The 19,555-nt window shown below is 72.1% G+C and carries 21 protein-coding genes; 7 read left to right on the forward strand and 14 right to left on the reverse strand.

Annotation, left to right across the window (positions count from 1 at the left end):
• The first annotated feature begins 21 nt into the window (after nt 1–21).
• From ND450_RS13720 to ND450_RS13730, 3 genes are read left to right on the forward strand one after another with little or no spacing between them, the layout of a single operon-like run.
• Complete coding sequence (locus tag ND450_RS13720) at nt 22–1,311, forward strand: SLC13 family permease (RefSeq protein ID WP_253326507.1); 1,290 nt, start codon at nt 22–24, stop codon at nt 1,309–1,311.
• A gap of 4 nt (nt 1,312–1,315) precedes the next feature.
• On the forward strand, nt 1,316–2,722 hold the full coding sequence (locus ND450_RS13725; RefSeq protein WP_253326508.1) for an acyl-CoA synthetase: 1,407 nt from the start codon (nt 1,316–1,318) through the stop codon (nt 2,720–2,722).
• Nucleotides 2,706–4,160 (forward strand): carboxyl transferase domain-containing protein, encoded by a 1,455-nt coding sequence (locus ND450_RS13730; RefSeq protein ID WP_253326509.1) that lies wholly within the window; start codon nt 2,706–2,708, stop codon nt 4,158–4,160. The genes ND450_RS13725 and ND450_RS13730 overlap by 17 nt, the downstream gene beginning before the upstream one ends.
• Here ND450_RS13730 and ND450_RS13735 read toward each other — a convergent pair.
• From ND450_RS13735 to ND450_RS13765, 7 genes are all read right to left on the reverse strand, one after another.
• Nucleotides 4,142–4,306 carry a hypothetical protein gene (locus tag ND450_RS13735; protein WP_253326510.1) on the reverse strand — a complete coding sequence of 55 codons (165 nt, stop codon included), beginning with the start codon at nt 4,304–4,306 and terminating at the stop codon, nt 4,142–4,144. The two genes, ND450_RS13730 and ND450_RS13735, sit on opposite strands and share 19 nt — an antisense overlap.
• Before the next feature lie 16 nt (nt 4,307–4,322).
• Nucleotides 4,323–4,625: a hypothetical protein gene (locus ND450_RS13740; protein ID WP_253326511.1), complete on the reverse strand. Its 303-nt coding sequence runs from the start codon at nt 4,623–4,625 to the stop codon at nt 4,323–4,325.
• Complete coding sequence (locus tag ND450_RS13745; protein WP_253326512.1) at nt 4,622–5,797, reverse strand: cation:proton antiporter; 1,176 nt, start codon at nt 5,795–5,797, stop codon at nt 4,622–4,624. Before ND450_RS13745 ends, ND450_RS13740 begins: the two co-directional genes overlap by 4 nt.
• Before the next feature lie 4 nt (nt 5,798–5,801).
• Complete coding sequence (locus ND450_RS13750) at nt 5,802–6,275, reverse strand: cation:proton antiporter regulatory subunit (protein WP_253326513.1); 474 nt, start codon at nt 6,273–6,275, stop codon at nt 5,802–5,804.
• Between the two features lie 9 nt (nt 6,276–6,284).
• Nucleotides 6,285–6,932 carry a response regulator transcription factor gene (locus ND450_RS13755; protein WP_253326514.1) on the reverse strand — a complete coding sequence of 216 codons (648 nt, stop codon included), beginning with the start codon at nt 6,930–6,932 and terminating at the stop codon, nt 6,285–6,287.
• Entirely contained in the window at nt 6,929–7,915 is a 987-nt protein-coding gene (locus ND450_RS13760; protein ID WP_253326515.1) for a HAMP domain-containing sensor histidine kinase, read from the reverse strand. The genes ND450_RS13755 and ND450_RS13760 overlap by 4 nt, the downstream gene beginning before the upstream one ends.
• A gap of 174 nt (nt 7,916–8,089) precedes the next feature.
• Nucleotides 8,090–9,031, reverse strand: coding sequence for an AraC family transcriptional regulator (locus ND450_RS13765; RefSeq protein ID WP_253326516.1), 942 nt, complete (start codon nt 9,029–9,031; stop codon nt 8,090–8,092).
• 85 nt (nt 9,032–9,116) lie between these two features.
• Between ND450_RS13765 and ND450_RS13770 the strand changes: the two genes are divergently transcribed.
• Both ND450_RS13770 and ND450_RS13775 read left to right on the forward strand, forming a co-directional pair.
• Complete coding sequence (locus tag ND450_RS13770) at nt 9,117–10,097, forward strand: NADP-dependent oxidoreductase (protein WP_253326517.1); 981 nt, start codon at nt 9,117–9,119, stop codon at nt 10,095–10,097.
• Nucleotides 10,098–10,303: 206 nt separating this feature from the next.
• Nucleotides 10,304–10,459: a hypothetical protein gene (locus tag ND450_RS13775; RefSeq protein WP_253326518.1), complete on the forward strand. Its 156-nt coding sequence runs from the start codon at nt 10,304–10,306 to the stop codon at nt 10,457–10,459.
• On the opposite strand, the gene ND450_RS13780 is transcribed toward ND450_RS13775, so the two are convergent.
• A complete protein-coding gene (locus ND450_RS13780) occupies nt 10,437–11,090 on the reverse strand; it encodes a helix-turn-helix domain-containing protein (RefSeq protein WP_253326519.1) in 654 nt (217 codons plus the stop codon). The two genes, ND450_RS13775 and ND450_RS13780, sit on opposite strands and share 23 nt — an antisense overlap.
• A 124-nt stretch (nt 11,091–11,214) precedes the next feature.
• Between ND450_RS13780 and ND450_RS13785 the strand changes: the two genes are divergently transcribed.
• On the forward strand, nt 11,215–12,432 hold the full coding sequence (locus ND450_RS13785; RefSeq protein WP_253326520.1) for an MFS transporter: 1,218 nt from the start codon (nt 11,215–11,217) through the stop codon (nt 12,430–12,432).
• Here ND450_RS13785 and ND450_RS13790 read toward each other — a convergent pair.
• Nucleotides 12,419–13,006, reverse strand: coding sequence for a helix-turn-helix transcriptional regulator (locus ND450_RS13790; RefSeq protein ID WP_089910641.1), 588 nt, complete (start codon nt 13,004–13,006; stop codon nt 12,419–12,421). The genes ND450_RS13785 and ND450_RS13790 overlap by 14 nt on opposite strands.
• A gap of 68 nt (nt 13,007–13,074) precedes the next feature.
• On the opposite strand from ND450_RS13790, the gene ND450_RS13795 reads away from it, so the two are divergent.
• Nucleotides 13,075–14,028 carry an alpha/beta fold hydrolase gene (locus ND450_RS13795; RefSeq protein WP_253326521.1) on the forward strand — a complete coding sequence of 318 codons (954 nt, stop codon included), beginning with the start codon at nt 13,075–13,077 and terminating at the stop codon, nt 14,026–14,028.
• On the opposite strand, the gene ND450_RS13800 is transcribed toward ND450_RS13795, so the two are convergent.
• From ND450_RS13800 to ND450_RS13820, 5 genes are all read right to left on the reverse strand, one after another.
• Nucleotides 14,018–15,490, reverse strand: coding sequence for an amidase (locus ND450_RS13800; protein WP_253326522.1), 1,473 nt, complete (start codon nt 15,488–15,490; stop codon nt 14,018–14,020). The two genes, ND450_RS13795 and ND450_RS13800, sit on opposite strands and share 11 nt — an antisense overlap.
• A 162-nt stretch (nt 15,491–15,652) precedes the next feature.
• Complete coding sequence (locus tag ND450_RS13805; protein WP_253326523.1) at nt 15,653–16,504, reverse strand: alpha/beta fold hydrolase; 852 nt, start codon at nt 16,502–16,504, stop codon at nt 15,653–15,655.
• 11 nt (nt 16,505–16,515) lie between these two features.
• Nucleotides 16,516–17,907: an amidase gene (locus tag ND450_RS13810; RefSeq protein WP_253326524.1), complete on the reverse strand. Its 1,392-nt coding sequence runs from the start codon at nt 17,905–17,907 to the stop codon at nt 16,516–16,518.
• Nucleotides 17,904–18,479, reverse strand: a complete 576-nt coding sequence (locus tag ND450_RS13815; protein ID WP_253326525.1) for a TetR/AcrR family transcriptional regulator — start codon at nt 18,477–18,479, stop codon at nt 17,904–17,906. The genes ND450_RS13810 and ND450_RS13815 overlap by 4 nt, the downstream gene beginning before the upstream one ends.
• A 137-nt stretch (nt 18,480–18,616) precedes the next feature.
• Nucleotides 18,617–19,549: a patatin family protein gene (locus ND450_RS13820; protein WP_253326526.1), complete on the reverse strand. Its 933-nt coding sequence runs from the start codon at nt 19,547–19,549 to the stop codon at nt 18,617–18,619.
• Between the last annotated feature and the right edge of the window lie 6 nt (nt 19,550–19,555).

Genomic DNA, 19,555 nt, shown 5'->3' on the forward strand with positions numbered 1-19,555 from the left:
CCAACGACGGGAGCCCTGCCCATGTCCGCCGAACTGATCTCGATACTCGTGCTGGTCGTGGTCTTCGTCATCGCCACGACGCGATCGATCAACATGGGAGCGCTGGCCTTCGCCGCCGCCTTCGGTGTCGGCACGCTGGTCGCGGACATGAAGACCGACGACATCTTCAAAGGCTTCCCCGGCTCGTTGTTCGTCGTGCTGGTCGGGGTGACGTTCCTGTTCGCCATCGCCCGCGCCAACGGCACCACGGACTGGCTGGTGCACCGGGCGATCCGGCTGGTCGGCGGGCGGATCGCGCTGATGCCGTGGGTGATGTTCGCGATCACCGGCGTGCTGACGGCGATCGGCGCGGTGAGCCCGGCCGCGGTGGCGATCGTGGCGCCGATCGCGATGGGCTTCGCGGCCAAGTACAAGATCAGCCCGCTCCTGATGGGCGTGATGGTCGTGCACGGCGCGCAGGCCGGCGGGTTCTCCCCCATCAGCATCTACGGCACGATCGTCAACGAGATCGTGGACAAGGAAGGCCTGCCGGGCAACGAGATCGTGCTGTTCCTGGCGAGCCTCGTGGTGAACCTGCTGATCGCCGTCGCGGTGTTCGTGGTGTGCGGCGGCATGAAGCTCGCCCGGCAGCCGCTGGACGCACCGGCGCTGGTCCGCACCGGTGGCGGCGGCACGGGCCCCGACGACGGCGAGCCCGCGGAGGAGCGCGTCACCCTGACCGCGCCCCGCATCGCCACCCTGCTCGGCCTCGTGGCGCTCGTGGTCGCCGCCCTCGGGTTCGACCTCGACGTCGGCCTCGCGGCGATCACCGTGGCCGTGCTGCTCAGCGTCGTGTGGCCGGAGACCTCCAAGCAGGCCATCACCCAGATCACCTGGCCCACCGTGCTGCTGATCTGCGGCATCCTGACCTACGTCGCCGTCCTGCAGAGCATGGGCACGATCAAGTGGGCGGGCGACTCGGTCGCGGGTGTCGGCGCTCCGCTGCTCGCCGCGCTGCTGATCTGCTACATCGGCGCGATCGTGTCGGCGTTCGCCTCGTCGGTCGGCATCATGGGCGCGCTCATCCCGCTGGCCGTGCCGTTCCTGCTGCAGGGCGAGGTGAGCGCGGTCGGGCTGATCGCGGCGCTGGCGGTGTCGGCGACCGTGGTCGACGTGAGTCCGTTCTCCACCAACGGCGCCCTGGTGCTGGCGGGTGCGCAGGACGTCGACCGCGACAAGTTCTTCAAGCAGTTGATGGTCTACGGCGGGATCATGGTCGCGGCGGCGCCGCCGCTGGTGTGGCTCGCCCTCGTCGTCCCGGGAATCTGGTGAGTTGATGTTTGCCTTGCAGTCGGACCGCGTCGCCCTCCGCTTCGGCGACCGCGCCCTCACCCACGCCGAGCTCGCCGGGTGCGCGGGAGCCCTGGCCCAGCGGCTGTCGGGGCTGCCCCGCGTCGCCGTCTGGGCCACCCCGACCATCGAGACCTGCGTGGCGGTGGTCGCGGCCCTGCTCGCCGGGGTGCCCGCCGTGCCGCTCAACCCGAAGGTCGGCGAACGGGAGCTCGCGCACATCGTGGCGGACAGCGCGCCCGCCCTGGTGCTCGTGGCCCCTGGGGTCGAACTGCCGCCGGGACTGGCCTCGGTGCCCCGCCTCGACGTGACGCTGGACGGCAGCTCCGACGCGGCGTTCACGGATCCCGGCGACGAGGCGCCCGCGTTGGTCGTCTACACCTCGGGCACCACCGGCTCACCGAAGGGCGTCGTGCTGCCGCGCCGGTCGATCGTGTCCACTTTGGACGCGGTGGCCGAGGCGTGGGAGTGGACCTCGCAGGACGTGCTGGTGCACGCGCTGCCGTTGTTCCACGTGCACGGCCTCATCCTCGGCGTGCTCGGCCCGTTGCGGCGCGGCGGCACGCTGCACCACCTCGGCAAGTTCTCGACCGCGCAGGTGGTGGAGGCCCTGGACGGCGACGGCACGATGATGTTCGGCGTCCCGACGATGTACCACCGCATCGCCGAGGAAGTCGGCTCCGAGCCCGCGCTCGCGGCGGCACTCGGCAAGGCGCGGCTGCTCGTGTCCGGCTCGGCGGCGTTGCCGGTGCGCGACCACGAGCGGATCGCGGCGGCGACCGGGCAGCGCGTGGTCGAGCGGTACGGCATGACCGAGACGCTCATGAACACGAGCGTCCGCGCGGACGGCGACCGCAGGCCGGGCGCCGTCGGCGTGCCGCTGCCGGGCGTCGAGGTGAGGCTCGTCGACGACGCCGGCGCGACGCTGGACGACGTGGGCGCGATCGGCGAGATCCAGGTGCGCGGCCCGAACCTGTTCACCGAGTACCTGAACCGCCCCGACGCCACCGCGGAGGCGTTCGCGGACGGCTGGTTCCGCACCGGCGACGTCGGAACGCGCGACGAGGACGGCTACTTCCGCATCGTCGGCCGCAAGGCCACGGACATCATCAAGAGCGGCGGCTACAAGATCGGCGCGGGCGAGATCGAGAACGCCCTGCTGGAGCACCCCTCGGTGAAGGAGGTGGCGGTCACCGGCGAGCCGGACGACGACCTGGGCGAGCGCATCGTCGCGTGGGTGGTGCCCGCCGGGGCCGAACCCGCCGCCGGAGACCTGGCCGACCACGTGGCGCGCCTGCTCACGCCGCACAAGCGGCCTCGGGTGGTGCGGTTCGTGGAGTCGTTGCCGCGCAACGACATGGGCAAGGTGATGAAGCGTGCCCTCGGGACGTGAGCCCGCTCGTGAGGTGATCGCGCGGGTGGCGTCGGCGTTCCGGGAGCTGCCGGACGGGTTGCCGGCGTGGCCTGGGGGCGGCGAGGAGGGCGGCGGCGCAGGTGAGCCCAGCCGTGTCGGCACCAACGGTCCACCCGGCGAACCCGGCCACACCCCCACCGACGGCCCCAGCCACACCGGCCCCGACGGCCCGCTCGCCTGGCCCGGCTACGGCGACCAGCTCTCCCGCGACACTGCGTCCACCGGCGAGCGCGAGTCCGTCGTCTGCGGCGTCGCCGACATCGGTGGCGTCACGGCGGTGGTCGTCGCGTTCGAGTTCGGGTTCCTGGGCGGTTCGCTCGGCACCCGCACCGGAGCCCGCATCGAGCAGGCCTTCGTCCACGCCCGCGAGCTGCGCGTGCCGGTCGTGTCGCTGGTCGCGACCGGCGGCAGCCGCATGCAGGAGGGCACGCTCGCGTTGATGCAGCTGCCCCGGATCGCCCGCCAGCTGACGCTGACCCGCGAGGCCGGGTTGCCGCACATCTCGGTGCTGCGCGACCCCACCACCGGTGGCGGCTGGGCGACCCTCGGTGCGGGTGCCGACGTCGTGCTGGGGCTGCGCGGTGCCCAGGTCGGGTTCGCCGGCTCGCGGGTGCGGCCGCCGGGGTACGCGGTGGCGCAGCAGTTCGAGGCCGGGCTGGTCGACCAGCTCGTCACGCCCGGCGAGCTGCGCGCGCGGCTGGAGTGCTGGCTGCGTCTGCTGACCACTCCCGCTCCCGGGCCGGCTCCCGTGCCCGAGGCGCTCGGTGCCACGACGGTGCCGACGACCGGGTGGGACGCGGTGCTGCGGGCCCGCGCGGCGAGCCGGCCGCGTGCGCGGGACTACCTCGCCGCCTACTTCGACTGGTACGAGCCGATCAGCGGCGACCGCGCCGGTGGCGTGGATCCCGGTGTGCTGTGCGGGTTCGGGCACCGGGACGGCCGGACGATCGCCTACGCGGCGCAGTGCGGCACGGCCACGCGGCCCGCCGGGTTCCGGACCGCGGCACGGCTGGTCGCGCTGGCGGACCGGCTCGGCGTCCCGGTGCTGACGCTCGTCGACACGCCGGGCGCGGCCAACGACGCGGCCGCCGAGGAGGCCGGGGTGGGTGCGGCGATCGCCGGGCTGTTCACCGCGATCGCCGCGGCGCGCGTGCCGGTGACGACGTTGCTGATCGGGGAGGGCGGCTCGGGTGGCGCGCTGGCGTTCGCCGCGCCCGACCGGCTGTGGGTGACGCCGGACAGCTACCTCGCGGTGATCTCACCGGAGCTGGCGGCCGCGATCCTCAAGCGGGAACCGGCGCAGGCCAGGCAGACGGCGGACCAGCTGCGGCTGCGGCCGCAGGACCTGGTCGAGCTGGGCATCGCCGCGGGCATCGCCCAGCTCGGCCGGTCCCCCGGTCAGGCGACCGCGATGTAGAGGAACGCCAGCAGCGAGCTCGGGACGCAGATCGTCACGATCCCGATCACGCCGTAGAACGGTTCCTTCTTGCGCACCATCGCGACCATGGCGCCGATTCCGACGCCGACGGACGCGATGAGCAGCAGAAGAACGACATAAGACATGGAAGGTCCTCAAAGGTCAGGGGTACGTGGAGTCGGGAGCGGCCGCGTGCGGCGGCGCCCGGCTCGACCGATGACCCGAGGTCGTCGCCTCGAAGCTGCCGGCGGTGGCCACCACGACCGCCGCTCGTTCCTGCGGTGGGCGCGGGGCCGTCGCGGCACCGGGCAACGCCCAGTAGGCGTCGGGTGACCCGGTCGCGTGCACGTGAACGGCCGAGACCGGGGCGTTGAGCCCCGATCCCGGCTGGTCGGCCGCGGTGTCGCGCGTGCTCGTGCCGACGAACGCCAGCAGCAGGGCCAGCAGGAGCGCCGGCCACCTCACCGCGTCGCGGCCCTCCTCCGCAGGAAGAACTCGCCGACCGGCTCCACGTACCGGGCCGCGATCGGGCCGATGATCGCCATCAGCAGCACGTACGCGGTGGCGAGGGCGGCGAGTTGCTCGCTCACGTGCCCGGACGCCACCGCCAGACCGGCGATGACGATCGAGAACTCACCTCTCGCGACCAGCGCGGCGCCGGTGCGGGCCCGGCCCATCGGCCCGATGCCCTGCCGTCGTGCGGCCCACCAGCCCGTCGCGACCTTCGTCAGCGTGGTGATCACGGCCAGCAGCACCGCCATGCCGAGCACCGGCGGGATCGTGCGCGGGTCGGTGTTGAGACCGAACACCACGAAGAACATCGCGGCGAACAGGTCCCGCAGCGGTTCCAGCAGGCGCGTGGCGTTCTCGGCGGTGGAGCCCGAGATCGCGATGCCGAGGAGGAACGCGCCGACGGCGGCGGACACCTGCAGCTCGGAGGCGATGCCCGCGACGAGCAGCGCGGAGCCGAGGAGCTTGAGCAGGAACACTTCGTGGTCGGGGCTGTCGACGACGGCCGAGATGACCCGGCCGTACTTGAGCGCCACCACCAGGACGACGGTGATCGCGAGCAGCGAGATGCCGACCGAGGTGAGGCCCCCGAGGAAGCTCACGCCCGCCAGCACGGCGGTGAGCACCGGCAGGTAGACGGCCATCGCCAGGTCCTCGAACACCAGCACCGAGAGGATCACGGGTGTCTCGCGGTTGCCCAGCCGGCCGAGGTCGCCGAGGACCTTCGCGATGATGCCGGACGACGAGATGTACGTGACGCCCGCCATCGCGAGCGCCCCGACCGGTCCCCAGCCGAGCAGCAGCGCGACGATCGCGCCGGGTGCCGCGTTGAGGACGATGTCGAGGACACCGGCCATCCACGACTTCTTGAGGCCGGTCGTGAGTTCCGACGCCGAGTACTCGAGGCCCAGCAGCAGGAGCAGCAGCACCACGCCGATCTCGCTGGCGAGGTGGGTGAACTCCTCGATGCCGTGCAGCGGGACCAGGCCGCCGGAGCCGAACGCGAGTCCGCCGACGAGGTAGAGCGGGATCGGCGAGATGCCGAATCTCCAGGCGAGGCGGCCGAGCAGGCCCAGTCCGAAGAAGACCGCACCCAGTTGGATCAGCGCGATCGTGGTGTCGTGCACAGGTTCAGCCGCCCGTCAGGATGTCCGCGGCGGTGTCGAGACCGTCCGCGGTGCCGACGACGACCGCGAGATCGCCGTTCTCGAAGAGGAAGTCGGGGCCCGGCGACGGGTGCGCGTTGCCCGCCCGCACCACAGCCACTATGGAGGCCCCGGTGCGCGTGCGCAGGGCGGTGTCGCCGAGCGTGCGGCCGGAGAACGCCGTGACCGCCAGCTGGCGGGTGCTGATCCCGGCGATGTCGCGGTGCTGCTTGTCCAGGTGGGACACGAGCTGCGGCGCCCCGAGCAGCCCGGCGAGCGTGCCCGCCTCCTCCGGCGCGAGCGGGATCGACGCGGCGGTGGCGTCGGGATCGTCCTGTTTGGACAGGATGAGCTCGAACTTGCCGTCGCGGTAGGAGATCACGCCGATCCGGCGGCCGGAGCGGATGGAGAAGTCCTGCCTGACCCCTATGCCGGGCAGGGGCGTCACTTCGACGTTCACTCGAGTTTCCTAGGGTTCGATGAGCCCGGCGCGGATCGCGTACCGGGTGAGTTCGAGGCGGTCCTTGAGCCCGAGTTTCTGCAGCAGGTTGGCCCGGTGCCGCTCGACGGTCTTGACGCTGATCACGAGCATGTCCGCGATCTCCTTGGAGGAGTGGCCCTCCGCGACCAGCTTGAGGATCTCCTCCTCGCGATCGGTGATCGCCTTGGCCGGGAAGCCGCTCCCCTCCCTGGCGCGGTCGAGGTAGTTGCGGATCAGCGAGTTCACCGCACCGGGGTAGAGGAACGGCTCGCCGCGCATGGCGGACCGGCACGCCTCGACCAGGTCGCGGTCGGCGACGGACTTGAGCACGTACCCCGAGGCACCCGCCTTCAGGGCCTCGAAGAAGTACTGCTCGTTGTCGTACATGGTGAGGATGAGGATCCTCAGGTCGGGCTGGAGCCGCGACAGCTCGCGCGCCGCCTGGAGTCCGGTGAGGCGCGGCATGGCGATGTCGAGGATCGCGAGGTCCGGCTGGTCCTGGCGCGCCTTGCTGATCGCCTCGGCGCCGTCGCCCGCCTCGCCGATGACCTCGAGGTCGGGCTCGTTGTCGAGGATCATCCGGACGCCCCGGCGGACGAGCGCGTGGTCGTCCGCGAGCAGGATGCGCACGGTCATTCGCCCGCCCCCTTCGCCTTGACGGTGAGCCGGACCTCGGTGCCCCTGCCGGGCGCCCCGCCGACTGCCAGGTCGGCGCCCACGAGCAGGGCGCGTTCCCGCATGCCCCGGATGCCCGCGCCCTCCTGGCTGGTGCCGATCCCCCGGCCGTTGTCCCGAATCCTGAGCTCCACCTGGGACGGTCGCGCCTTCAGGCTCAGCTCGGCCTCGTCGGCCCCGGAGTGGCGGACGGTGTTGGTGAGCCCCTCCTGCGCGACGCGGTAGACGACCAGCTCGGTCTCGGCGTCGAGCGGGGGGAGGTTCTTGTCGAACTGCCGCCGGATCGCGAGCCCGGTCGGTTCGGAGATCTCGTTCGTGAGGGCCTTGAGCGCGCTGACCAGCCCCAGTTCCTCCAGCACGCCGGGTCGCAGTCTGCGCGCGATGCGGCGGATCTCGTCGAGGGTGCTGCGCGTGGTCTCCTGCACCTGCAGCAGTTCCTCGCGCGTCTCCTGCGGCGACTGGTCCGCGACCCGCTTGAGGCTCAGCAGCACCGCGGTCAGCGACTGCCCCACCTCGTCGTGCAGTTCCTGCGCCACCCTGCGCCGCTCCGACTCCTGCGCCGACAGCGCGATGGCCGAGCTGTACCCCCGCTCGGCCTCCAGCCGGTCGATCATGCTGTTGAACGTCGTGATCAGCTCCGCGATCTCCCCGTGTCCCGTCGCCTGCAACCGCGGGCCCGGCTTGAGCAGGTCGATCGTGGTCATCGCCCGCGTCAGCCGCCCGAGCGGCGCCAGCCCCACCCTGATCAGCACGGCGTTCGCGATCAGCATCACCACCAGCCCCGACGCGAGCACCAGCACCTCGCGCGACAGCGCGGGCGTCGACACCGTCGCCGGCCCGAACACGAGCAGCGCGGCCGCCACCACCAGGACCAGGGCGTTCAGCAGGAAGATCCGCCCGAACAACGACACGCGCGCCGCCTCTCCGTGATCACTTCCCGCCACGCCTGCGAGGCTGACGGGCGAAGGCGCCACCTGTCCATCCGTGGCAACACCCATGTTGGCGGCGAGCAGGCGGGTGTGCCGGTCGGCGGCGTGGGGGTGGGTGCCGGGGTGGGGATGGTCACGGCGGGGTGAGTGAGGTGGGTCTCGCCCTGGGCGGGATCGCGGAAGGATGCGTCAGGGAATCGAGACCGACCGGCGGCCGTCGTCGCGCCGCGCGGCGCGATACCGGCCGGGCGTCGCACCGTGAGAACGGGCGAAGGCTCTGCTGAAGGCGGGGACCGACTGGTACCCGACCGCCACGGCCACGGACTCGACCGGGTCCCAGGTCTTGCTCAGGCGCACGGCGGCCAGGTCCATGCGCCACTGCGTCAAGTAGGCGGCGGGGCTCTGCCCGGTGGCCGCCGCGAACCGGCGGGACAGCGTCGCCCGGGACACGTCGAGAGCGGAGGCCAGCGTCGCCGTGGTCCACTGCCGTGCGGGCTCGGCGTGCAGGTGTTCCATCGCGCTGTGCACGAGCGGGTCCCCGAGCACCCCGAGCCAGGTGCCCCGATGTCCGGCCCGGGTGGGCAGCCAGGCCCGCACGAGCTGGACGAGCAGGACGTCGACCAGGCTGTTCAGCACCGCCCTTCCCGCCAGCCGCGGGTGGCTCAGTTCTCGCCCGAGCATCCGGACGGTGTCGTCGAAACCGGCCTCACCCTGGTCCCCGCGGATGTGCACCACCTCCGGCAGCGTGCCGAGGATCTGGGTGTGCACGGTGTGGTCGCAGTCGTAGCGGATGGTCAGAACGCGGGTGCGGGCGGGCTGCGCCCCGAAGCGGATCACCTCGCCCGCCTCGAACGCCCGGGCCACCACCGCCGGATCGACCGCCGGGCCGGCCGTCCCCGGCGCACTGCCGAGCACGTGCGACGGCCCCGCCGGCAGGAGCACCACGTCCCCCGCCGCCAGCTCGAGCCACGAGTCCCCGAGACCGAGCCAGGCGCCGCCGGCGGTGACCACGTGCAGGACCGCCGTGGTGCAGGCCGCCACCGGGACCGACCAGGTCCCGCTCGCCTCCATGCGGGCGCCGATCGTGCCCCGCACGCCGGAGATCTCGAGCACGTCCGCGACGAGGTCCATGCAGCCATGCTAGATGACGCAAACGAGCAAGAAGATGAGTGTTTCAGGCATCGACTGCTCATCAGCTGATCCATACGGTGAATTCATGACAACCGACACCATGCGAGCGCTCGTCGCGACCGGCTACGGCGATCCCGAGCAACTCACGATCGCCGAACTGCCCGTCCCCCGCCCCGGCCCCGGCCAGGTACTGGTGAAGGTCGCCGCCTCGACGATCAACCCCACCGACCTGCGCGTCACCACCGGTGGCTACCGCGACCTGGTCGACCTTCAGTTCCCCTACACGCTCGGCAACGAGTTCGCGGGCACCGTCACCGAGGCCGGACCGGGCGTCACCCGCTTCCGCGCCGGTGACGAGATCTTCGGCCAGGCCCTCCCCCGCCAGCTGCGCGCCGCCGCCGACCCCGTCCGCCCCTCCCTGAGCACCGGTGCGCTCGCCGACTACGCGGTCTTCGAGGCGGACACGCCGGCGCTGCACCACCGCCCCGCCGCCCTCGACGCGGAGCGGGCCGCGTCGCTGGTGATCGCGGGTGGCACCACGCTGGCGGTCGTGGACGCCGCGAAGATCCAGCCCGGCGAGTCGGTCCTCGTCATCGGCGCGACCGGGCCGGTCGGCCTCACGCTGGTCCCGGTCCTGAACGCCGCCGGAGCCGAGATCACGGCGACCGCCCGGACCGAGGAGGCCGCCGAGCTGCTGCGCGGCCTCGGCGCGCACCGCGCGGTCGGCTACGACGACTACCCCGCTGGGGTCGACGTCGTCCTCAACCTGGCGCTCTTCCCCGACGGCCTGAACGCGGCGGCACGCAGCCTGCGTCCCGGCGGCCGGCTGATCTCCATCATCTTCCCGGAACCGAGGCTGGAGCAGCTGGGACGCGACGACGTGGAGCTGGGCTTCGTGATGAACCCGGGCAACGGGGCGCACGGGGCCCAGGCCGTCGCCGAGGCCGCGCTCGCGGGCCGGCTCTCCACGCCGATCGCCCGCCGCTACTCACTCGACGACGGCGTCGAAGCGGCGGTCCACTACGCCCGCCGGCACCCGCTCGGCAAGGTCGTCGTGACCATGTGAGCAGCGAGACCGCGGTGAGCGACAGCCACCGGCACGAGGTCGCAGGCCGGCTCCGTCGCGCGTGCCGCACGAGGGCCAACACCCACGCCGGGTGTCCGTCACCCCTGCACGGCACCGGCAGGTTGGGGGCTGCGCCCGATCGTCAAACCAGACAAATCCGGCGCATCCTGGAACGCGAGACGCCCTCGACCCCCAGGAGGCGCCCCGTGCCACCCACGACCCGCCGCACGCGGACCTGGCCCTTCCACGCCCTGGCCGCGGCCCTGGTGATCGCCGGCCTGCTCACACCCCACGCACTGCTGGTGGCGGCCGGCCTCATCCTGGCCGGCTCAGTGGCGCTCAGGCCTTCTTCGGCACGGTGAACACGCGCAGGAACGTGGCGAGCAGCTCACGGCGGCCCTTGAGCTCCAGCGCGCCGTCCCTCGCCTGCGTGATGATCGCGCGGTAGGACGCCAGCTCGTCGTCGGCGAACGTGGTGATGATGATCAGGTCCGGCTCCACCGGGGCGGGGCCCAGGCCGGTGACCAGGGAGCCGTCGGTGATCACGGCGTGCACGACCACGTCGCGCACGTGGATCTCCCACGAGGCGGTCAGGCCGGCCGCCTGGTCGGCCTGGAAGACCGCGCGCAGGTTGAGCACGAGACCTTCCGGCGTGACGACGTCGCCCCGCTGCGGCTCGCCCAGTTGCGGCGCGCCCCAGCGGGCCAGCGCCAGCAGCACCGGCTCCAGCGACTGGCCGACCGGGGTCAGCGCGTAGAGGACGCCACGGCCGGGCGCGGGGGCCACCTGGCGCTCCACGATGCCCGACTGCTCGAGCTCCTTCAGGCGCGTGGCCAGCACGTTCGTCGGGATTCCCGCCAGTCCGGTCTGCAGTTCGGTGTACCGGCGCGGGCGCACGATCAGGTTGCGGACGATCAGCAACGCCCAGCGCTCGCCGACGAGCTCCAGGGCCCGGGCGAGGCCGCAGTACTGGCCGAAATCGCGTCGCTTCACACCACTGACAGTAGCAAGCTTGCCTGAGCGCATCTAGCTGCGTGACGGAAAGCGCACTTGCAAAAAGCAAGCGAACCCGCCTACGGTCGTCGCGACCCACTACCCCGGACTTGAAGGACGTGCGATGACCGCACTGCTCGATCGCACCGACACGGCCGTGCGCCGGCCGTATGTGTCACGCGGCGTCGGCTTCGCGGGCATCTCGGCCGCGATGGTCGCGATCCTCGTGGCGGCCGGCGCGCCGACGCCGTTGCTGCCGATCTACCAGCACCAGTGGGGGTTCGCGCCGTGGGTGCTGACGCTCGCGTTCGGCATCTACGCGTTCGCGCTGCTCGTCTCGATCCTCGTGTTCGGGTCGTTGTCCGACCACGTGGGACGGCGGCCGCTCATGATCGCGGCGCTGGGGCTCGACCTCGTCGCGATGCTGATCTTCCTCGCGGCGCCCGACGTCGGCTGGATCATCGTGGCGCGGATCGTGCAGGGTGTCGCCACCGGGGCCGCGTCGAGTGCGCTGAGCGCGGCCGTGGTCGAACTGGCGCCCGAGCGGTTCAAGAAGCTCGGCGCGCAGATGACCAGCATGGCGCCGCTCGGCGGGCTCGCGATCGGCGCGTTGTTCGCCGGGCTGCTGGCCGAGTTCGCGGCGAACGCCGCGTTCGAGGTGTGGTTCGCGCTCGCCGTGGTCATGGCGGCCGGGACGGTCTTCGCGGTGTTCACGCCGGAGACGGCGACGCGCAAGCCCGGAGCCGTGAAGGCGCTGAACCCGCGCATCTCGTTGCCCCGCCAGGTGCGCAGGCTCTACTGGACGACGGTGCCCGGCATCGTCGGCGGGTTCACGACGATGACGTTGTTCATGGGACTCGTGCCCGCGCTGCTGGTCGCCGTGTTCGGCGTGCGGAGCCCGATCGTCGGGTCGCTGCTGGCGTTCGTCGCGCTCGGAGCGGGCACCGCGGCCTCCGCGTTCTCCAGCGGTGTCAAGGCACCCCGGCTCCGGTTCGCCGGGACGAGCGCAATGGTCGCCGGCGCGGTCCTGTTCGTCGGCAGCATCGGCGCCACCTCGCTGCCGCTGCTGTGGGCGGCCGCGGTCGTGGGCGGCGCGGGCATCGGCGCCTCGTTCGCCGGCGCCACGCGCGGGCTCGTGCCCGAGGTAGCGCCGCACGAACGCGCCGGGCTCTTCACCGCGATCTTCTTCGTCGGCTACCTCGCGATGGGCACGTCGGCGATCGTCGCCGGGATCTTCATCGGCGTCGCCGGCGCGGCGGCCACGGCCGTCGGGTTCGGGGTGTTCAACGCCGTCGTGACGCTGATCGGCCTGATCGCGATCGCGCGGTTCAACCGGACGTGATCCGGTCCGCGTGAACGTGCGTGCGCACGCCCTGCGGGTCGAACAGGATCAGCAGCTCGACCGCGCCGCCGTCCGCGCTCCCCAGCCAGTGCGGCTTCGCGGTGTCGAACTCGGCGGCCTCACCCGGCGGCAACGTCAGGTCGAGGTCGTCGAGCACCAGCCGCAACCGTCCGTTGAGGACGTAGAGCCACTCGAACCCGTCGTGCGTCTTCAAGGCGGGTTCCAGCGGCGGCGACACGGCCGGGATCAGCATCTTGAACGACTGCACGCCACCCGGCCGCCGTGACAACGGCACGAACGTCATGCCGTACCTGTGGATCGGCTTGAGGTGGATGCGCGGGTCACCGGTCCGCGGGGCGCCGACGAGGTCGTCCAGCGGCACGTCGTAGACGCGCGACAACGGCAGCAGCAGTTCCAGCGTCGCCCGGCGCTGCCCGCTCTCCAGCCGCGACAGCGTGCTCTCGGAGATGCCGGTGGTCGTCGCGAGGTCGGCGAGGGTGATGCCGCGGTGCCGCCGCAACGTCCGCAGCCGCGCTCCCACCCCGTCGAGGACCTCGTCGGTGTCGCGGTTCATGACCCCGAGCTTGCCACATCGGCAAGTTTTCGTGCCATGATCAGCAACCGCGCCGCAAGCTCGTGACCATGAAACGCCTAGTGCTCGCCCTGCTGCTCCTGATCACGGCCTGCTCCGCTCCGCCCGAGCCCGAACCGCACACCGCGCTCACCCGCAACGACCCGGCGTTCCAGAAGACCTTCAGCCACGAGTTCGCGGACGTCGACGGCGTGCGGATGCACTACGTGAAGGGCGGCACGGGCAGCCCCGTCGTGCTGCTGCACGGCTGGCCGCAGACCTGGTACGGCTGGTGGCCGATCATGCCCGAGCTCGCCGAACGCCACACCGTCTACGCGCTCGACCTGCCCGGCCTCGGTGACAGCACCGGCACGCCGACCGGGTACGACAAGGCCACGCTCGCCCGGTACGTCCACGCTCTGACCAGCGAGCTCGGCCTGCGGAACGCCTCGATCGTCGGCCACGACCTCGGCGCCGCCGTCGCGTTCCAGTACGCCAGCCAGTTCCCGCAGGACACGGCCCGGCTGGGCTACCTCGACCTGCCGCTGCCCGGCCCGGCGATCGACGCCCGCACCTACCGCGCGCTCAGCTGGCACATCGCGTTCCACTCGCAGCCGCGGGTGCCGGAAGCCGTGGTGCGCAACGACGTCCGCGACTACCTCGAGCTGTTCTACCCGCAGGTCTCCTACCAGGGCAGCGCTTTCGGCGGCACGTCGACGAAGTCCCCGTTCACCGACGACGAGATCACCGAGTACGCGCGCACCTACGGCAAGACGCTGAAGAACGGCTTCGACCTGTACCGCGCCCTCGACCAGGACGTCCGCGACACCGAGGCCGCGAAGCCCGTGCGGGCGCCCACGCTGGTCATGGCCGCGGAGGGTCAGGCCGAGGCGATCAAGGGCACGGCGGCCCCGCGGATGACGAACATCGTGCGGGCGCTCGACGTCCCGAAGGCGGGCCATTGGCTCGTCGAGGAGAACCCGGAGTTCGTCACCGCGGAGCTGCTGCGCTTCCTCAGCTCATGACCGGGAACCGGTCGGCCCACGGCGCCGCCTGCTCGAGCTGCGCCGCGAGCTTGATCAGCACCGCCTCGCCCGCCAGCGGCGCCACGAACTGCACGCCGAGCGGCAGCCCGTCCGCCGTCCAGTGCAGCGGCAACGACAGCGCGGGCCGTCCGGTCAGGTTCGCGAGCTGCGTGTACGGCACCCAGCCCAGGTTGTCCCTGATCATGTCGTCGACGATCTTGGTGTGCTTGAGGAACCGGGCCGTGCCGGTCTTGAGCAACGCGTCGGTTGCCCGTTGCAGCGACACCGGCAGCTCGAACTGGCCCACCTTGGGCGGCGGGGTCGCGAGCGTCGGCGTGAGCAGCAGGTCGTACGACTCGAAGTACGTGGTCAGACGGCTGGTGTGCTCGTGGCGCCGCTGCACCGCGTCCACGTAGTCGACGCTGCTCGTGGCCCGTCCGAGGGCGGCCATGAGCAGCGTGTCGCGTTCGAACGCGATGTCCGGCGCCCCGGTGAGGCGCTTGGCTTCGGCGACCCGCCAGGCGAGGTTCACGAACCACGTCAGCAGGAAGTCCTTGGCCAGGGCCGCGTCGTCGAACGGCGCCTGCGGCAGTTCCTCGACGTGGTGACCGAGGCCGGTGAGCACGCGGACGGCCGACGCGACGGCCGCGACCGCCTCGGGGTGCGGGTTCGGGTTGATAGCCGACGGCACGCGCACGCCGATCCGCAGCCTGCCCGGGTCCTGCCCGACGAAGGACGCGAACGGCTCCGGGGGCAGCGCGGGCGAGAACGGCCCGGCGGGCTCCCCGCCGCAGATGACGTCGAGCATCGCGGCCGTGTCGCGGACCGTGCGCGAGACGACGCCCTGCACCGCCGCGCCGTGCATCGTCTCGGCGGCGTCGGGGCCGAACGGCGTGAGCCCGCGGCCCGGCTTCAGCCCGACGAGCCCGCAGCACGCGGCCGGGATCCGGGTCGAGCCGCCACCGTCGTTGGCACCCGCGCACGGCACGATCCCGGCGGCGACCGCGGCGGCCGACCCGCCCGACGAGCCGCCGGGTGTGCGCGTCAGGTCCCACGGGTTGCGCGCGGGACCCCAGGTGACGGGCTCGCTGATCGCCTTCGCGCCGAACTCCGGCAGGTTGGTCTTGCCGAAGATCACCAGGCCGGCGTCGATCCAGCGCTGCACGACGGTCGAGTGCGCGGTCGCGTTGTACCCCTTGAGCGACCGCGAGCCGTTCGAGGTCGGCAGTCCCGCGTAGTCCTGGCCGAGGTCCTTGATCAGGAACGGCACGCCGGCGAACGGACCCGTGAGGTCGTCCGTCGGCTCGGCCGGGACGTCGCGCACGATCGCGTTCAGGCGCGGGTTCACCTCGGCGGCGCGTTCCCGTGCCACGGCTAGCAGTTCGGCCGCGGACACCTGCTTGTCCGCGACGAGCCGGGCAAGCCCGGTGGCGTCGTACTTCCGGTACTCGTCGAAGTCCACGCGCTCAAACTAGTGGTGTGGCTCAGTACGTTGCCGGTGTATTCGCGGTCAGACGGGTGTGTCGTGGTGCCGCCCCCACGGCCTCGTACTGGTTGTACGGGGGCGTGGGGGCGGTGCCGCGACGGATCCTGCTGAGCGCGGATACGCCGCCAACGTCCTGTGTCACGCCACTAGCTCCATGACCCGGAAGATGGTGTCCCGCACCACCTCCGGTGATTCCTGCGGGATGAGGTGCCCCGCGTCCTCGACGACGACCAGCTCGCCTCGCGGTGCCGCGTCCGCCAGGGCCGCCGCGTACCGGTTGAACAGCGGGCGCCACTCGGTCATGCCGCGTTCGACCAGGCCCGCCTGCAGGTAGACCACCGGAACGTCCGGTGTGCCCTTCTCCTGCACCCGGCGCAGCAGCGGCAGGGACGCCTCGATCTGCAGTGCTTCGCGGCCGGCGGCCTTCATGGCACGTGCGGTGGCGTAGTCGCGTGTCATGACCTCCACGTCGGCCGCGGAGATCTCCGGTGAGAGGCCGTTGCGGAACGTCTGCCGCTTGATCAGCCCCTTGCCGCCCATGCGCGCCACGAGCGCCATCAGGGTGAAGAACCTCGCGGCGACCTTCGCGTTGCGCGTCGACATGATCTCGGCGAGGGACGCGTCCACGAACACCACGCCCGCCACGCGGTGCGGGTGCCGGTCGGCGAAGACGCGGATGATCGGCCCGCCCCAGCTGTGCCCGACGAGCACCACCGGGCCGGTCTCGCCGAGCGCGTCGAGCAGCGCGGTCAGGTCGCCGGCGATGCGGTCGAGCGTGCGGTCGTGCGGGTCGACGTCGCTGCCGCCGTACCCCGCGCGGTCGTAGGACAGCGTGCGGCAGCGGGCGCCGACCTCGCGCTGGGTGTGGATCCAGGACGAGCCGGGCGCGCTCATCCCGGCCTCGAAGACGACCAGCGGCCCCGGTCCGTCGCCCGCGGTCACCGCGCGGATCGCCCGCCCGTCCGGCAGGGTGACGCTCTTCTCCAGCATCGGCGCGCCCCTCACCCGTGCCAGCTCGGCGGGTGGAGGTCGTTCCAGAGTTGTGCGCTCTCCAGCTGTGCGGCGAGTGCGAGCAGTTCGGCGTCGTGGCGGTGGCGGCCCACGAGGTGCACGCCGTGCGGCAGTCCGTCGTCGTCCACATGCGACGGAAGCGAGATAGCCGGGACTCCGGCGAGGTTGGCCCATGGCGTGTGGCACGACCACTTGAGCATCAGGTCGGCTTCGTCGCCGGTGTAGTGACCGATCGGGACCGGGGCGCCGTTCGTCGTCGGTGTGAGCACCACGTCGTAGTCGTGAACCTTGCCCAGGAACGTGCTGGCGTAACGGGCGAGGACGGCTTGGGAGGACACGATTTCGTTGGCGGACAACGTGTCGTTGATGTCGAGCAGGTGCCGGGTGTACGGCCGCAGCAGGTGGGTCTTTTCCGCCGGCACCACCATCCGCGCCACGGCGCCCACCTGGTAGGCGAACCAGGTCAGGATCGCGCGGCTCACGGACTCGTCGTAGCGGGCGGGCAGCGGGATCTCCCGCACCTCGTGGCCCAAGTCGGCGAGCACGTCCGCGGTGCGCCGCACGGCCAGTTCCGCCTCGGGGTCGACGGCCTGGTCGAGCCCGGTGTCGGTCCACAGCGCGATGGTGAGCTTCCGGTCGAGCGTGTCGTGGAGCGGCTTGCCGGGGTGCCAGCCGTACAGGTCGCCGGGCGCCGGTGACGCCATGACGTCGAGCAGGAGTGCCGCGTCCGCCACGGTTCGCGCGATCGGGCCCTCGATGCTCGCCGACAGGAACGACGTGGCGGGCGCCGGGCTGACCAGCCCGCGGCTCGGCTTCATCCCCACGAGGTGACAGGTCGCCGCGGGCGTGCGGATCGACCCCGCCCCGTCGCTGGCGTGCGCGACCGGCGACAGCCCCGCCGCGACCGCCGTGGCCGCGCCCCCGCTGGACCCGCTGGAGTACCGCGTCGGAGCGTAAGGCGTCACGGCCGGCTTCTCGGTCACGTCGTTCTCGGTGTAGCAGGTGGCGCCGAACTCCGACGTGTTCGTCTTGCCCAGCACCACCGCGCCCGCCTGCCGCAGCAGCCCGACCGTCCAGGAGTCTTCGAGCGGCACGAAGTCCTTCAGCGCCGCCGACCCGAACGTCGTGCGGATCCCCGCCGTGGCGGCGAGGTCCTTGACACCCAGCGGCAGCCCGAGCAACGCCGCCCGGTCGCCTGACGCTCGCTGTCGGTCGGCTTTCGCGGCCTCCTCAAGCGCGTTCTCGTTGATCGCCACGAACGCGCCGAGCTCTTCGTGCCGTTCGATCCGGTCGAGGTAGTGCTCGGTCAGCTCTCTCGAACTGATCTCGTTGTCGTTGAGGGCTTCCAGCTGCTGAGCGGCCGTGAGCTCGTGCGGCTTCACGGCGTCACCGGGGTTCCGGTCAGCAGCCGGTGCACCGACCCCGTCACCACGTCGAGCTCGTCGGACGTCAACGGCCCGCCGCCGAACATCCGCCGGTGCATCAGCGGCCCTTCGAGCAGGTTGCCGACGAACGGCAGCTCCGGCACCTCGGCGATCTCCCCGCGGCGCACCGCCCGCGCGATCGCGTCGACCAGCGGCTGCGACCGCCGCGACACCAGCGCCCGGAACACGCGCCCGGCCTCGTCGTCCCCGCGCAGGTCCGCGAGGAACCCGACCAGCCCGTCGTTCCACGGCTCGTCCCAGGCCCCGGCCAGGTCCCGTGCGAACGCCCGGAGGTCACCGAGCAGCGTGCCCGTGTCCGGGTCGGGCACCGGCGGCAGGTACGCGTCGAGCACGTCCGCCACCAGCCGCACCTTGCTGCGCCAGCGCCGGTAGACGTCGGTCCGGTGCGCGCCCGACTGGGCCGCGACCTGCGTGAGCGTCAGCGCGTCGTAGCCGTGCGAGGTCAGCAGCGACCACGCCGTCGCCAGCAGGCGCTGTTCGAGCTCGGGATCCCGCGGACGCCCCGCCACCGGCGGCCCTCCAATTCGCAACAGGTTGTTGCGAATAACGTAGGGGGCCGGGCGGGCGCGCACAAGAGGGCTGCTGAAGAGGTGGGCAACGGCTCGCGGCCGCGCCACGCGACGTCAGCGGCCCACCTCCGCCGGCCTCAGCGACCCACCTCCACGACCCCGCCCAGGTCGCGCATCGCCGCCTCCACCCCCACGTCCAGCGCCTCCTGCATCACCCGCGGCCGCCTCTCCGTCCGCCCGATCACCGCACTCCCGAGCGGCGGCCGGATCTGCAGGCACGCCGGGTGCGAGGCGAGCAGCTCCTCGTCCTGCGCCCGGATCGCCTCCCGCCCCAGCCAGTTCGCCACGACCCCCGGCGCGTGCCGGGCGAACCAGCGCGACAGCACCATCCGCTCCCCGCGCGACGGCGGCACGCCCAGGAACTCGTCCTCGCGCCTCGTGCGCAGGGCGACGACGTGCGTGGCCTTCTGGTCCAGGGCCGTGCCGACGGGGATCGTCTCGCTCAGGCCCGCGTCGACGTACGGGCGGCCGTCGATCACCACCGGGTCGCCCGCGAGGAACGGCATGGCGGCCGACGCGCGCAGCGCGGTCTGCAGGCTCAGCGTGTCGCGGACGTACCCGTGCAGGTCGGCCGCCTCGCCGGTGAGGCCGTCGGTGGCCATCGGGTGGAACTCGACGGGGTTGTCGAGGACCTCCTGGAAACCCATGGGCACGACCTGCGTGTAGACCGTGTGGACGAGGTGGTGCGTGTCGACGACGGGGCGGCGGGTGAAGGCGCGCCTCGGGTTGATCGTCGTGCGCATGACGGCCGGGTCCCACCACGCGTGCTTGCTGTGGTCGGCGCGGCCGCAGAGCAGCCACGCGGCGTTCAGCGAGCCGGCCGAGCTGCCGTAGACGGCGTCGAACAGGGGCAGCAGGCCCAGTCGTTCGATCGCGACGGTCATGCCGCTCGAGTAGACGCCGCGCGAGCTGCCGCCTTCGACGAGCAGGACCAGGCGGGCGTCGTCGTTCCGTTGTCCTGGAACGCTTTGCTGGTGCCTGCGCTCGCGCAGCAACTCGAGAACGGTCATGCCGAA

The organism is Lentzea sp. HUAS12 (assembly GCF_024125735.1).
GTDB lineage: Bacteria > Actinomycetota > Actinomycetes > Mycobacteriales > Pseudonocardiaceae > Lentzea > Lentzea albida.